The sequence below is a fragment of the Cupriavidus sp. 10L45 genome (assembly GCF_056395225.1).
Genome location: NZ_JBFTJC010000004.1, coordinates 275,976 through 290,527, shown reverse-complemented (window position 1 = coordinate 290,527; position 14,552 = coordinate 275,976). Strand labels below are relative to the sequence as shown.

Genomic DNA, 14,552 nt, shown 5'->3' with positions numbered 1-14,552 from the left:
TCGAAGGGGGGGAGGGGAGGGCAGCCGGCTGGCGGCCTCCCGCACTCTACACCGTGTCCGACCCGGACCGCAGGCTAGGTGCCCAGCGCGGCGGCGGTGTTCTCCAGCCGCAGCGTCTGCGGCACCGACAGGGCGATATCGGCCGCGCGCAGCCGCTTGAGGATCTCGAACAGCAGGTCGCTCTTGGTGTTGGCGGCGATGCGCGGGCTGTTCACGTAGCCCGTCACGCTCAGCGTGATGCCGTTCGGCGCGAGCTGGCTGAAGGTGACCGAGGGAGCGGGAATGTCGAGGATGGCCTCGTTCCCGCGGTAGGCGTCCAGCAGCAGGTCGCGTACCTCCTCGGGGTCGATGTTCAGCGGGAAGGTCAGCTGGAGCGTGGCCACCCCCTGCGTGCTGTTGCTCATCGTCACGTTGCGCAGGTTCTGGGAGATCAGCTGCGAGTTCGGCACGATCACCGTCGAGCGGTCGCCCAGCTGGATCTCGGTGGCGCGCACGTTGATGCGGCGGATATCGCCCTCCACGCCGGCCAGGCTGACCATGTCGCCCACCTTTACCGGCCGCTCGGTCAGCAGGATCAGGCCCGAGACGAAGTTCTTCACGATCTCCTGCAGGCCGAAACCGATACCCACCGACAGCGCGCTGACGATCCAGGCCAGGTTCTCCCACTTCACCCCCAGCAGCGACAGCATGAGCAGCACCAGCAGCACGTAGCCGACGTTGCTGAACAGCGTGATCAGGGAGGCGCGCAGGCCCGGCTCGCCACATACCTTGGGCAGCAGTTCCTGGTCCAGCCAGCGGCGCACGGCGCGCATCAGCCAGATCCCCACCACGAGCGCGATCACCGCGTTCAGGATGCGGTCCGGCATGATGTTCAGGCTGCGCAGCTTCTCGCCGCCGAGCACGGTCAGCAGCGTGTTGAGCAGATCCGCCGGTGTGGTGCCAAAGCCACCTGTGAGCAGCGCCAGCACGGCCACCAGCAACAGCAGGCTGGCGCCGATGCCGGAGAGCACCGTCGATACCTGGTCCAGATGGCTGTCATCCACCCCAAACAGCTGCTTGATCACGCGCCCGCTGCGGTGCGCCGACGAGAACATCGTCTCGCAGACATCGCGCGTCAGTTGGGTGAGCAGGTAGAGCGTGCACAGGACGATGTCGAACCAGACCAGTTCGTAGGTCAGGAAGCGGGCCACGCTGATATAGCCGATCAGCAGCGCCACCATCGACACGATCACCACCACGGTCACGGCGGCGTGGATCAGGCCGGCCAGCGTGGCGCGCGCCTCGGGGCGCTCCCCGGCGGCGGCCAGTTCGGTCCGCACGCGGTTGGCGCGCAGCAGCGCGGCGCCGATGGTCAGCACCACCACCAGCGAGACCAGCCCCCGGCCCAGCAGCGTGACCTGCACGCTGGTATCGGCCATGCGGCTCAGCAGTTCGAGCGTGCCCGAGACCAGCAACAGCCCGGCCAGCACGGTCGGGAAGGGCTTCATGGCCAGCGCGACGGGGTCGGCCAGCGCCGGCAGGCGCCAGGACGGATGCTTGGTGCACAGCAGCGCCCGGCCCAGGCCGGCGATCAGCGCGCTGGTCATCATCAGCTTGCCCAGTTGGGCGATCAGTTCCTGGAATTCCGGCGTCAGTTCGTAGCCGCGCGTGAAGGTAGAGAAGACGATCTGCGCCGCGAGCGCTGTCGTCAGCACCGTGGTCAGGGCCGTGGCCAGCGCCAGCGCGCTGCGCCGCAGCCGGGTCTCGGGCAACTGGGTGAGGCAGAACCACGCCGCGCCGCGCTCCAAAAGCCGGCGACCGAGCGACCACACCGCCAGCGCGAACACCAGCCACAGCACCGTGCCCACGCGCTGTGCGGGCTCCCACGCCAGCGCCAGCAGCGGCACCACATCGTCCCGCAGCGCGCCCAGCCGCTCGCGGTCTTCGGCGGAGCGCTTGACCAGCGGCGCCCAGAACTGCGGATTGAGGATGCTGTCCGAGCGCAGCGCGAGCTGGTCGCGCAACTGGCTGCGGTGCAGCTTGGCCACCTGATCCTTCAGGTTGGCGATGTTTTCCTGGCTGTCGGCGGTCTGCTTGCGTTCCTCGTCGAGCTGCGCCTTGCGCGCGTTCAGCTCGGCACGCTGCCGCGCCACGGCGGGCGCTTCCTTGGCTGTGCCCGCGTCAGGTGGCGGACCCAGCACATCGAGCTGGGCCTGCAGCGCCGCGCGCTGGGCGGTCAGCGTGGCGGTCAGTTTGTCCACATCGGCGGCCAGCTGGCGCAGGGCGTCGTCCAGCCCGTCGAGCTTGGGGTTGTTCGAATTGCCGGAGGCCTGCTGCTTGATCTCGTCCTGCGCAATCTGCAGGCGCTTCAGTTCGGCCATCGCCTCGACGTGGGTCAGGGTGACGGCTGCGGGGGCCTCGGCGGCCGACGCCGATTCGGCGGCGAAGGCTGACGAGTACGAGAACGGGAGTAGCTGGATCAGAGCAACCAGCACAAGGCTGAGGGCGAGCCTGGGAAGTTTGCGCATGTCGGGGGCACGAAGGGGAGCAACAAGGGGAACAACAAGAAGTGACGGCCGCCGGGGGGGCTGATGCACTTCCGCGAAGGTGGGCGGCGCTGCGCGCCGACCGGTATTGAAATGGCCCGGGGCCGGTCCGTGGCGCGTTGGCCACGGAAGCCCGGATTATACGCAAGCGAATGGATCACACGGCTTTTTCGGTCATCTTGCGTCGATCATGCCGCTCCGGCATGGCTCTTGCGATATGCTGACCCGGGGCCGGGTCCGACTGGCCAACACTCTCTGACCATGAAGACATTCCACTGCAATCGCTGCGGCAACCTCGTCTTTTTTGAAAACGTTACCTGCGAGCGCTGCAACGCCACGCTCGGTTTCCTGCCGGATATTTCCCAGATCGCCGCGTTCGAGGGCGATGACGACGCCGGTTGGCGCAGCCTGCAACCGGACACGGCCGGCACGATCTACCGGCGTTGCCATAACTATCGCGTGGAGGCGGTCTGCAACTGGATGGTGCCGGCGAACAACGAGGAGACCCTGTGCCAGTCCTGCGTGCTGACCGATACCATCCCCAACCTCGATGTGCCGGACAACCGGCTCTACTGGTACCGGCTGGAGGTGGCCAAGCGGCGCCTGCTCTATACCCTGCTGGCCCTGAACCTGCCGATCGACTCGCGCGACGATGACCCCGATGGCGGCCTGCAGTTCGACTTCCTCCAGGACGCCGACGACCACAGCAGGGTCCTGACTGGCCACGACAACGGCCGCATCACGATCAACATCGCCGAGGCCGATGACGCCCATCGCGAGCAGACCCGCACCGCCATGCACGAGCCTTATCGCACGCTGCTGGGCCACTTCCGGCACGAGGTGGGGCACTACTACTTCACGCGGCTGGTGGTGGGCACGCGCTGGGTTGAGCCGTTCCGCGCGCGCTTCGGCGACGAGCGGGTGGACTACAACACGGCCCTGCAGCACTACTACGAGGGCAACCTGCCGCCAGACTGGCAGGACGCCTTCATCAGCGCTTACGCCACCATGCATCCGTGGGAGGACTGGGCCGAAACCTGGGCCCACTACCTCCATATCGTCGATACGCTCGATACCGCCGTGTCCTGCGGGCTAGTGCTGCGGCCCGAGGGGGCGCAGGAGCCGACGCTGACCGATCAGACGCCGGTGGAGGATTCGTCCTTCCGCAGCCTGATGAACCGCTGGTTTCCGCTCACCTACGCGCTGAACAGCCTGAACCGGAGCCTGGGCGTGCCGGACAGCTACCCGTTCACGCTGTCCCCGCAGGTGGTGGCCAAGCTGGAATTCGTCCACCGCGTGGTGGAAGACGCCGCTATGCAGCGGCCGTAACGCCCCGGCGGGACGTGCTGCGCAGCGACCACCCGAAGACCAGCAGCCCGCCCAGTGCCAGCAGCAGGCCCACCCAGCCGGTGGAGGTCCAGCCGTAGCCTGCGGCAATCGTCACGCCGCCGAGCCATGCGCCCAGCGCGTTGGCCAGGTTGAAGGCAGAGTGATTGAGCGCGGCGGCCAGGGTTTGTGCATCCCCCGCCACATCCATCAGCCGGATCTGCAAGGCCGGTCCCAGCGCGACGCCCGTGCCGATCAGCAGCACGTTGATCGACGCCAGCCACGGATGCGGCGCGGTGAAGACAAAGGCCGCCAGCACCAGCGCCGACCAGACCAGCACGCCGCCGATGGTCGGCATCAGCGCCTTGTCCGCCAGCTTGGCGCCGGCGAGGTTGCCCGCCACCATGCCCACGCCGAACAGCGCCAGTACCACGGGGATGCCGCCGGCGGGCAGGTGGGCGACTTCGAGCATGGTCGGTTTGATATAGCTGAACACGGCGAACAGGCCGCCGAAGCCGATGGCGCCGATGCCGAGCGTCAGCCAGACCTGCTTGCGCGCCAGCGCGCCCAGCTCCCGCAGCGGGCTGGCGTGGCGGTCAGCCGGCACGAAGGGCACCCAGGCCAGCACCAGCAGCACCGTCAGCACGCCGATGGCGCCCACGATCACAAAAGCCGCGCGCCAGCCGAGCCATGTGCCGATGGCGGCGGCAATCGGCACCCCGATCAGTGTGGCGATGGTCAGCCCGAGCATGACCAGCCCCACGGCCTGCGCGCGTTTCTCGCGCGGGACCAGGCCGGCGGCCACCAGCGCGGCCACCCCGAAGTAGGTGCCATGCGGGAAACCGGTCACCAGCCGCGCGACGATCATCGACGCATAGGACGGCGCCAGCGCGCTGGCGAAGTTGCCGACGGCGAAGAACGCCATCAGCGCGATCAGCAGGTTGCGGCGCGGCCAGCGCGCGCCGAGCACGGCCAGCAGCGGGGCGCCGACGACCACGCCCAGCGCGTAGGCGCTGATCAGGTGGCCGGCTTCGGGAATGGAGATGGCCAGGTCGCGGGCGGCATCGGGCAGCAGGCCCATGATGACGAATTCGCCGGTGCCGATGGCGAAGCTGCCCACGCCCAATGCCAGCAGCGCGCGGCGGTCGGCCGAGCGGTTGCGGGGGGTGGAGGCGTCGGAGTCGGAGGAGAGGTCGGGTAGGGTGTCGAAGTTTCCGGAGGGCGCGGACATAAGGAGAGAGATCGCAAGCATTTATGGATCACCACGCACTGGCGGGCGGGATCTGTGTCCTGCCTCGGGGCTGCCAGCGTGCTCCGGTGTGGCGTCAGGGCGCTATTGTGAAGGAAGTTCGCCCGGCTTGCTGGCGGTGGCTTATCCGCCCTGTTTTGCTCGCTTTGCCGCTTCTCTTGCTGCAATCTCCCGTGCCAGGGCCACGATCCCCTCGGGGGACAGGTCGTCCGCCGTGATCACGGTGCGCGCATCCCACGCATAGAAGTGCTTGCGCTGGGAGCGCGCGTAGGCCGGGTCGTAGTGCCGCGTCGCCAGTTCGGCGAACAACTGGGGCAGGTTGCCGGCGTGGGCCATGGCCTGCCAGGCGGTGATGGTGTCCTTGCCATGCAGCGGCTTGAGATGCGCGAGCTGGTCGGCCAGCCATTGGGGCCGCTCGCCGAGGTAGGCGTAGTCCCGCAGCAGGAAGTCCAGCCGCGCCGGCAGCGCCGCCTGGATCTCCACGCAGGGGGCGGCGCGCATCCGGGCGACCAGCGGCACCGGCAGGTTCAGCTGGCCGATCCGCGGGCCTTCGCCCTCTATATATAGAGGGCGCGAAAAATCCAGCCCTTCGACCCCCGCCGCGAGGGCGGTTTCGAAGGCGGTCTGCGAGGGCTGGGGGTGATCCGGCAGGGCGCCCAGCAGCGATCCCTTGTGCCGCGCCATCCCCTCCAGGTCCAGGGTTTGCTCGCCCTGCGCGGCCAGCGCATGCAGCAGCCGCGTCTTGGCACTGCCCGTGGCGCCGCACACCACCACCAGCGGCAGCAGCGGGGCCTGCACGGCGAGGGTGTCGATGACATGCCGGCGCCAGGACTTGTAGCCGCCGGCCAGTTGCTGGGCATCCCAGCCGACCAGGCGCAGCCACGTCGTCATCGACCCGCTGCGCAGCCCGCCGCGCCAGCAATAAATCAGCGGCTTCCAGTTCGCCGGGCGATCCGCGAAGGCTTCACGCAGATGGCGGGCGAGGTTGGCCGCCACCATCGCGCCGCCTACCCGCCGGGCCTCGAAGGCGCCGGCCTGCTTGTAGAGCGTGCCGACGATGCGGCGCTCCTCGTTGTCCAGCACCGGGTAGTTCACGGCCCCGGGAATGTGATCGATGGCGAACTCGGCGGGCGAGCGGGCATCGATCAGCGTATCGAAGGCGTGCCGATCCTCCACACGGACGACGGGCTTCATGCGCGGACCGTCAGGCCGGGGGTGCCGGCCTCCATGCGGCCGACCACGGCGGCCTCGCCGAAACCCTGTTCCCGGAAGATGCGCAGCACGGCATCCACCGCCTGCGGCGCGCAACTGACCAGCAGGCCGCCGCTGGTCTGCGGGTCGGTCAGCAGAGCCTGGGCGATGGCAGGCAGGCCGGCATCGAGTTGCACCTCGGCGCCATAGCCCTCCCAGTTCCGGCGCGACGCCCCGGTGACATGGCCTTGCCCGGCCAGCGCCGCCACCTCGGGCAGCAGGGGCAGGGCGGACCAGTCCAGCACCGCGCGCAGCCCGGCGCCGCGCGCCAGCTCCAGCGTGTGGCCGGCGATGCCGAAGCCGGTGACGTCGGTCAGCGCATGCACGCCGTCCAACGCCGCGAGGGCCATGCCGGGGGTGTTCAGGCGCGTGGTGGTGTCAATCAGCCGCGCGTAGCCGTCATCGGCAAGCTGGCCTTTCTTCAGCGCGGCGGACAGCACGCCCACGCCGAGCGGCTTGCCGAGCACGAGCACGTCGCCGGCGCGGGCGTCGCGGTTGCGGCGGATCTTCGACGGATGCGCGAGACCCATCACCACCAGCCCGTAGATCGGCTCGACCGAGTCGATGGTGTGTCCGCCGGCAATCGGAATGCCGGCCGCCCGGCACACCGCCTGCCCACCTTCCATCACCCGGCCGATCACCTCCAACGGCAACTGGTTCACCGGCATCGCCACCAGCGCCAGCGCCATGATCGGCCGCCCGCCCATGGCGTAGACGTCGCTGATGGCATTGGTGGCGGCAATGCGGCCGAAGTCGAACGGGTCGTCGACAATCGGCATGAAGAAATCGGTGGTCGCGATCAGCGCCTGGTCGTCGTTCAACTGGTAGACCGCCGCGTCATCGGCGGTCTCGATGCCGACCAGCAACTCCGGCGGCATCGGCAACCCGCCACTACTCCGCAGGATCTCGGACAGCACCCCCGGCGCGATCTTGCACCCGCACCCGCCCCCATGGGAAAAGCTGGTCAGGCGGATATCGGGGGGCGTGCTGGGCGTGGGGGTGGTCATGGTGGCTGGGGTAGGTGCGGAAGGGACACGCAAGGATACCCCAGCCCCGGGGAGCCGCCGCCCGCGTTACCGCGTGCGAACCCGCAGCGTCTCCACGCCGCGCAGGTTGTTGCGGCGGTGCCAGGACAGTTGATCGAGGTCAACCGGCTGGAGGGCTGGGAAGCGGGCGAGCACGCCGGCAATCGCCGATTCGAGTTCGAGCGTGGCCAGCCGGGTGCCGAGGCAGTAGTGAATGCCGCCGCCGAAGGCGAGCGAGGGCGTGGCGTCGCGGGCGAGGTCGAGGCGGTCGGGGTCGGTGTACACGGCCGGATCGCGGTTGGCGGCGCCGATCAGCATAAAGACGATGCTGCCGCGCGGTACGGTCACGTCTTCGACCGTGACGTCCTCGAACGCCGTGCGCACCACCATCTGCACCGCACCGTCGTAGCGCAGGCATTCCGCCACGGCTTGCGAGACCGCCGTGGCGTCAGACAACTGCGACTTCAGGCGCGCCAGCTCGGCGGGCGCCCGGAACAACGCAATCATGCTGTTGCCGATCATGTTCGAGGTGGTTTCATGGCCGGCCACGAACAGCAGGATCACGTTCGAGATGATCTCGGCCTCGCTCAGGGTGGCGCCGTCGTCCTCCGCGCCGAGCAGGCTGGAGATCAGATCCTCCCCGGGATGCGCGCGCCGCTGCGCCACCACGGTCTGGAAGTAGGCCTCCAGCTCGAGCGCGGCTTGGTTCGCCGCCGCGAGCTGGGTGGCGTTGAGCGGCGCGAGGTCGAGCGCGGAGGCCAGCCGGCTGGCGGCCGTGCCGAGTGCGACGCCATCGGCGGCAGGGATATTCAGCAGCCGGCAGATGATCTCCACCGGCAGCGGCAAGGCGAAATCCGCAATCAGGTCGAATTCGGGGTTGTCGCCGGGGTTGTCGCCGAGTTTGTCGCCGAGTTTGTCGCCGAGTTTGTCGCCGATACGGTCGAGCAGCGCCTGCGTGGTGGTTTCGACAATCTCTCGCAGCCCCTCCACCTGCTTGCGGTTGAACGCCTGCATGAGCAGCGCGCGCAGCCGGGTATGCGCCGGCGGATTCATCATCAGGAAGGTGCGGCTCAGCGCCTGGAACACCGGGTCCTGCGTGGCGGCTTCGCCGTAGCGCGCCTCCACGCTCTGGAGGTAGGTCTTGCCCATGCGGCGGTCGCGCAGCAGGGCATCGATGACCGCGAAGTGGCCGGTGACAAAGATGTTGCGCCCGAGCGGCAGCAGGGCGCCCGCGCTGCGGATCTGGTCGTACAGCGGATACGGATTCGTGAAAAAGGCGGGGGAGGCGAATGATTCGAAGTTCATCACTTTTTTCTTGGTCTTGAGGAGGGGGACGAAGGGAATACCGGTGCCGAATTTCGGGCCATTTATATCAGCCGGCCGGCGCGCCATCCATCCGACTCTGTATCGCAATGTATCTGGCCGCGTGAGGATACATGGCGAGCCAAAACCGTGCATTGGCGACACGTTGGGCGGGCACTTGGCGGTCACACTGCGTGGGTTCGTACAAGCCCCGTACAAGCCCACTTCTTTGCATTGGGCGAATCAACCAGGAGAAATCTTTATGTCCCGTGCAGTGACCCCATCCGTTTGGCAATTCGCATTGGCCCGCCGGGCCATTTCTGGCGCGGCAGTGCTCGCGGCTTTTGGCTTTGCCGGCGCCATGCAGCCGGCATTTGCCGCGGATTCGGCGCCGAAGGCTGCCGCCGCGCAGCGCGCCAGCACCGACGAGAGTATTCGTCCGTTCAAGGTGCATGTGCCCCAGCGCCAGCTCGACGATTTGCGCAAGCGGATTGCGGCCACGCGCTGGCCCGACAAGGAAATCGTCAGCGATCAATCCCAGGGCATCCAGACGGCGCAGGTTCAGGAACTCGTCAAATATTGGGGATCCCAATATGACTGGCGCAAGGCCGAGAAGGAACTGAATGCGCTGCCCCAATTCGTCACGACGATCGACGGGGTGGATATTCATTTCATCCACGTCCGATCGCGCAACCCCAAGGCCCTGCCGGTCATCCTGACGCACGGCTGGCCGGGCTCGATTTTCGAGTTCACCAAGACGATTGGCCCGCTGACCGACCCCACCGCCTTTGGCGGCTCGGCGGATGACGCGTTCGATGTCGTGATTCCGTCGATTCCCGGCTACGGCTTTTCGGGCAAGCCCACCGAACTGGGCTGGGGGCCGGACCGCACCGCGCGCGCGTGGGATGTCCTGATGAAGCGGCTTGGTTATACGCACTATGTTTCACAGGGTGGCGACCATGGCTCGGTCATTTCCGATGCCCTCGCGCGGCAGGCGCCGAAAGGCTTGCTGGCCATCCATCTGAATATGCCCGCCACCGTGCCGGGTCCGCTGATGAAGTCGATTCTCAGCGGCGATGCGCCGCCGTCGGAACTGACCGCTCCGGAGCGCGATGCCTACCAGTCGCTGAGCACCTTCTTCGGCCGCAATGCCGCCTACGGCGGAATGATGGTGACCCGGCCGCAGACCATTGGCTACGCGTTGTCTGATTCGCCACTGGGCCTGGCCGCCTGGACCTACGAGAAAATCGTGCAATGGAGCGACAGCGACGGCGTGCCCGAGCGCGTGGTGTCCCGGGACGCGATCCTGAATGACATCACCCTCTATTGGCTGACGAATACGGGCGCCTCGTCCTCGCGTTTCTATTGGGAAAACAATAACAACAACTTCAGCGCCGACGCGCAGAAGACGCGCGAGATCAAGGTGCCGGTGGCGATCAGCGTATTCCCGCACGAGATTTACCGCGCGCCGGAAAGCTGGAGCAAGCAGGCCTACCCCTCGCTGATGTACTACCACCAGGCTGCCAAGGGCGGGCATTTCGCCGCCTGGGAGCAGCCGCAACTGTTTGCCGAGGAACTCCGCGCGGCATTCAAGTCCGTGCGCCAACCCGTGCGCTAACGCTTTCGCCGACCTTCCCGTGGAAGCGATTTCCCGTCCGGCCGCAAGGCTGGGCGGGTTTTTTACGTCCATTCCGCTACACCCCCATTGCCCGCAGCCCCAGCAAGACCACCACCGCCACCCCCAGCAGTGCCGCCAGCGCTTGCCAGAACCGCAGCGGGTTTCGCTCCAGCAGCGGGGGCGTGGCGCGTTGCCAGAGCGGCTCGGTGGGCGCCCGCAATGCCTGGATGAATTCCGACAGGGCTTCGTGCCGCTTCAGCGCGTTGGAGTGCAGGGCGCGCCGCAGGGTGTCGTCGACCCAGGCCGGGAGTTCGGGGCGCTGCTCGCGCAGGCTGGTGTAGTGCAGGCGGCGGACGTCGGCGCGGTCGCGGATGCGCGTGACTTGCAGGCCGTAGGGCAGCTTGCCGGTCAGCATCTGGTAGGCGAGGGTGGCCAGCGAGAACAGGTCGGAGGCCGCCGTGCCGTCATCGCCGACGAAGTACTCCGGCGCGGTGTATTGCAGCGTGCCGACCGGCATGGCGGCGTGGGGCGGCCGCGTGGCCTCGGCCAGCCCTGCCACGTGGACCGAGCCGAAATCGATGATCTTGACGGTGCCCGAGCGGTCGATCATGACGTTCTCGGGGCGGAGGTCCTGGTGCAGCATCTCGCGCCGGTGGAACGCCTGCAGGCCGGTGGCCAGTTGGGCGATGATGCCGCGCACGGCGTCCAGGTCGGGCTGGGGATGATCGATCATCCATTGCGCCAGCGTCTGGCCTTCGAGGTACTCCATCGCCACGAACAGGTGCTTGCGGGGCCGGTCCGCCGCGTGGGGGCGCAGCACGTGCTGGTTGTCGATGCGTCGGGCGACCCATTCCTCGAGCAGGAAGCCCTCCAGATGGGCCGCATCGTCGCGTTGATCGACGGCAGGCGTTTTCAGCGCCACGTGTTGTCCGCTGTGGTCGTCCGTCGCCAGATAGACGTGGCTGCGCGCGCTCCCATGCAGCGCCCGGACGATGGTGTAGCCCTCGAACTGCATGCGGGGCGTGAGCGGCGGCGGCAGGGTCAGGTGCCCGGTCTGCGCCATCGCGTTGCGGGCGCCGGGTTCGGGCAGGGCGTCGACACGGGCCAGCAGCAGCGTGACGTTGTCCTCGCTGCCGCGCGTCAGGGCCAGCGCCGTCAGCGTCTGCGCGGCGCGGTCCAGGTCGTCGTCGCTGGCGGTCAGGGCCTGGTGGACATCGGCGGCTTCCAGGTATTCGTAGGCGCCGTCGGTGGCCAGCAGGTAGATCTCGCCGGGCTCCACGCCCCACGTCCGATAGTCGATTTCGACAGACGGGCTCGCACCCAGCGCTCGGCCCAGATAGGCCTCAGAGGCCGACACGCAGACCCGATGATCGACGGTGAGCTGCTCCAGCGTGTGCCGATGCAGCCGATAGACGCGCGCGTCGCCCACGTGCAGCAGGTGGGCCTCCCGCGCCTTGAAGATCAGCGCGCTGAATGTGCAGACGTAGCCGCGGTCGCGGTCGAAGCGGGCTTCGCTGTGACGGCTCTGCGCGTGGAGCCAGGAGTTGACGGCGGCCAGCACGCACTGCGCCGCCCGCCGCACGGTCCAGGCTTCGGAGGTGCAGTAGTAGTCCTCGAGGAAGGTGCGGACGGCGGCGGCGCTGGCGATCTGGCTGACCGCGCTGCTGCTGATGCCGTCCGCCAGCGCCAGCGCAACGCCCTTGGTCACGCGGTGGTGGCCGGCGGGGTGGGTCACGCCATGAAAGTCCTGGTTGACCGCCTTCCGGCCAGCGTCCGAGTGTTGGCCAACGCTGACCTGGAGCCCGCCGGACATGGCGCGGTCGCCTCGATACCGGGTAGTGATCCGATCAGCCCAGCGCGCGCTTGCTGGCCGACTTGTAGTGCGTGCTGTAGAGCGTGATGCCCACGAAGGTCAGGCCACCCACCAGGTTGCCCAGCACAGTCGGGATTTCATTCCAGATCAGGTAGTCCATGAGGGTGAAGTTGCCGCCCAGCATCAGGCCCGACGGGAACAGGAACATGTTCACGATGGAGTGCTCGAAGCCCATGTAGAAGAACACGAGCACGGGCATCCACATGCCGATGACCTTGCCGGACACCGAGGTCGACATCATGGCCGCCACCACGCCGGTGGAGACCATCCAGTTGCACATCACGGCGCGGATGAACAGCGTCAGCATGCCGGCGGCGCCATGCGCGGCGTAGCCCACGGTGCGGCCTTCGCCGATGTGGCCGATCTTCTGGCCGATGGCGTTCGGGGCTTCGGAGAAGCCGAAGGTGAAGATGATGGCCATGAAGAACGCCACGGTGACGGCGCCGGCGAGGTTGCCACAGAACACCAGGCCCCAGTTGCGCAGCACGCCGCTCCAGGTGGCGCCCGGGCGGCGGTCCAGCACGGCCAGCGGCGCGAGCGTGAAGACGCCGGTCAGCAGGTCGAAGCCCATCAGGTACAGCATGCAGAAGCCAACCGGGAACAGCAGCGCGCCAACCAGCGCGTTGCCGGTGTTGACAGTGATGGACACCGCGAAGGCTGCCGCCAGCGCCAGGATGGCGCCGGCCATATAGGACCGGATCAGCGTGTCACGCGTGGACATCAGCAGCTTGGACTCTCCGGCATCGACCATCTTGGTGACGAACTCGGTGGGGGCGAGATAGGCCATGGGGTATTCCTCTCCGTTTCCTTCGTTTGGCTCAGAAAAGACAAACGGCGTCCGTCCGCCCGGCCTCTGGCCGGCACGTGACAGGACGCCGTCATCCTTGATGCTTTACAGGGTGATGCACTGCCGGGCCGTCATCAGCCCGATGTCAGTGCTGACGCACGTTCCATGCCCGCCGCCGGGTGGGGCCGGGTTGGGCCGGGTTGGGGCAAGTGACGATCTAGGGGGCGTTGGTAGTGCATGGGCTGCCCGCTTTTGGTGCGCGCGGCCGGGCGGGTTCAATCCTGGTGCTGATCGTCGTCCTGTGGGGGCAGGGCGAGGCCGGTGAGCGAGAGGGTGGCTTCGGCAATGTCCGCCAGCCGGCGGTTGTTGTCCATCGACGCCTTCTGCAAGGCCCGGAACGCGGCGTCCTCGCTGAGCCCCATGCGGGCCATCAGCGCGTTCTTGGCGCGCTCGATCACCTTGCGCTCCTTGAGCGCGCGCCGGGCGGCATCGAGTTCCACTTCGGTCTGGGCCAGTCGCGCCGACTGCTGGCGCAGCAGGCGCTCCAGCGACGTGACGGTGGTGGCGTGCACCTCGGCGGGTCCGTTTCCGGCATCGGGCATGCCCGGCAGCACAGGGGCGGCGGCGGGTTGCTCGGCCACATCGAAAAAGCGCTCGACGGCATGGGTATGGGGCGGTGGGTTGTCCAGTAGCTGGCGCAGCAGCCCGGCCGAATCCTGGAGATCGGCCTGGGAACGCTGGATCTGCGCCTCGCAGGCCTTGCGCAGGTCCTGCACCACCTGCATCTCCAGCGTCCACATGCCCGTGATGACCTCGCTGCAGACTTCGAACCACTTCTCGCTGTCGTCGTGCACCAGCGCCGTGCCCGGCGGCGTGGTCAGCAGCGTGCGGCGCATGCCGTCCTGCGCGGCGACCGCGGCGCTGGCCTGCCGTTGCCGCCATGCGGCGAGCAGCGACGGGTCGGCGAAGCGCTCGAACATCTGGAAGCTGCGCTGCTGGGCTTCCACCAACTGCTGCACGCGCTGCGGCGCGGTGCCCGCACAGGTGCCGGAGGCGAACATCTGCGCCCCGACGGCCCGCTCCTGCCCGGCGGCTTCCTTGCCCTGCACGAGGTAGACGAAGGCCACCAGCGGCCGGGCGATGCCCGGATACATCGCCACATCGGCCAGATGGAAGATCAACTCCAGCAGCGCGGCAATCAGGCGGCTGAACGCCGCCACGGCGTCGTGCGCGGTGGTCTGGCATTGATCGATGGACTGGCGCAGCGCCGGCAGCGTGGCCAGATCGAGCTGGACCCAGGCCATCAACGACACCATCGACGCCGTACCCGTATGGCCCGCTTCCAGCTGGCTGGCGAAGCGCTCGCCCAGCCGGGAGGCGATGTGGACCGCCTCGCCCATCGCCGTCTGGCGCTCCTGCGCCAGCCGTTGCCCACCGGAGGCCAGGAAGATGCTGCTGGCCCCCCGTTCACGCTGCAAGGCGTGGATCAGCTGGCCGATCAGGTCGGCCAACTCCACGCGACTTGCCATCAGGCGGACGGCCTCGATTTCGAGCTGCTTGGCCCGAAGGACGAGGGTTGAGGCGGAAAGGGGCATT

General features: G+C 67.9%; 10 protein-coding genes. 2 read left to right on the top strand and 8 right to left on the bottom strand.

Translation table 11 applies throughout. The annotated features are described in order from the left end of the window. Nucleotides 1-74: 74 nt before the first annotated feature. Nucleotides 75-2,507 (bottom strand): DUF3772 domain-containing protein, encoded by a 2,433-nt coding sequence (locus tag AC1DFU_RS09385; protein WP_441592814.1) that lies wholly within the window; start codon nucleotides 2,505-2,507, stop codon nucleotides 75-77. Between the two features lie 279 nt (nucleotides 2,508-2,786). On the opposite strand from AC1DFU_RS09385, the gene AC1DFU_RS09380 reads away from it, so the two are divergent. After that, nucleotides 2,787-3,854 (top strand): zinc-binding metallopeptidase family protein, encoded by a 1,068-nt coding sequence (locus tag AC1DFU_RS09380; RefSeq protein WP_092294624.1) that lies wholly within the window; start codon nucleotides 2,787-2,789, stop codon nucleotides 3,852-3,854. Here the strand turns inward: AC1DFU_RS09380 and AC1DFU_RS09375 are convergent. The 4 genes from AC1DFU_RS09375 to AC1DFU_RS09360 all read right to left on the bottom strand — a co-directional run bounded on the left by AC1DFU_RS09375 (nucleotide 3,838) and on the right by AC1DFU_RS09360 (nucleotide 8,681). Then, nucleotides 3,838-5,082, bottom strand: coding sequence for an MFS transporter (locus AC1DFU_RS09375; protein WP_441592813.1), 1,245 nt, complete (start codon nucleotides 5,080-5,082; stop codon nucleotides 3,838-3,840). The two genes, AC1DFU_RS09380 and AC1DFU_RS09375, sit on opposite strands and share 17 nt — an antisense overlap. Nucleotides 5,083-5,223: 141 nt before the next feature. Beyond that, entirely contained in the window at nucleotides 5,224-6,294 is a 1,071-nt protein-coding gene (gene mnmH, locus AC1DFU_RS09370) for a tRNA 2-selenouridine(34) synthase MnmH (RefSeq protein WP_441592812.1), read from the bottom strand. Continuing rightward, the gene (selD, locus tag AC1DFU_RS09365) at nucleotides 6,291-7,358 is read right to left on the bottom strand and encodes a selenide, water dikinase SelD (RefSeq protein WP_092294630.1); all 1,068 of its coding nucleotides are present in this window, start codon (nucleotides 7,356-7,358) and stop codon (nucleotides 6,291-6,293) included. The genes mnmH and selD overlap by 4 nt, the downstream gene beginning before the upstream one ends. A gap of 66 nt (nucleotides 7,359-7,424) precedes the next feature. Further along, a complete protein-coding gene (locus AC1DFU_RS09360; RefSeq protein WP_441592811.1) occupies nucleotides 7,425-8,681 on the bottom strand; it encodes a cytochrome P450 in 1,257 nt (418 codons plus the stop codon). 358 nt (nucleotides 8,682-9,039) lie between these two features. On the opposite strand from AC1DFU_RS09360, the gene AC1DFU_RS09355 reads away from it, so the two are divergent. Continuing rightward, complete coding sequence (locus AC1DFU_RS09355; protein WP_092295079.1) at nucleotides 9,040-10,296, top strand: epoxide hydrolase family protein; 1,257 nt, start codon at nucleotides 9,040-9,042, stop codon at nucleotides 10,294-10,296. 76 nt (nucleotides 10,297-10,372) lie between these two features. Here the strand turns inward: AC1DFU_RS09355 and AC1DFU_RS09350 are convergent, their stop codons facing one another. The 3 genes from AC1DFU_RS09350 to AC1DFU_RS09340 all read right to left on the bottom strand — a co-directional run bounded on the left by AC1DFU_RS09350 (nucleotide 10,373) and on the right by AC1DFU_RS09340 (nucleotide 14,551). Further along, nucleotides 10,373-12,109: a bifunctional protein-serine/threonine kinase/phosphatase gene (locus AC1DFU_RS09350; RefSeq protein ID WP_441592810.1), complete on the bottom strand. Its 1,737-nt coding sequence runs from the start codon at nucleotides 12,107-12,109 to the stop codon at nucleotides 10,373-10,375. 34 nt (nucleotides 12,110-12,143) lie between these two features. Continuing rightward, nucleotides 12,144-12,956 (bottom strand): formate/nitrite transporter family protein, encoded by an 813-nt coding sequence (locus tag AC1DFU_RS09345; RefSeq protein ID WP_092294636.1) that lies wholly within the window; start codon nucleotides 12,954-12,956, stop codon nucleotides 12,144-12,146. A 275-nt stretch (nucleotides 12,957-13,231) separates the two neighbouring features. Beyond that, complete coding sequence (locus AC1DFU_RS09340) at nucleotides 13,232-14,551, bottom strand: nitrate- and nitrite sensing domain-containing protein (RefSeq protein WP_092294638.1); 1,320 nt, start codon at nucleotides 14,549-14,551, stop codon at nucleotides 13,232-13,234. Nucleotide 14,552: the final 1 nt, after the last annotated feature.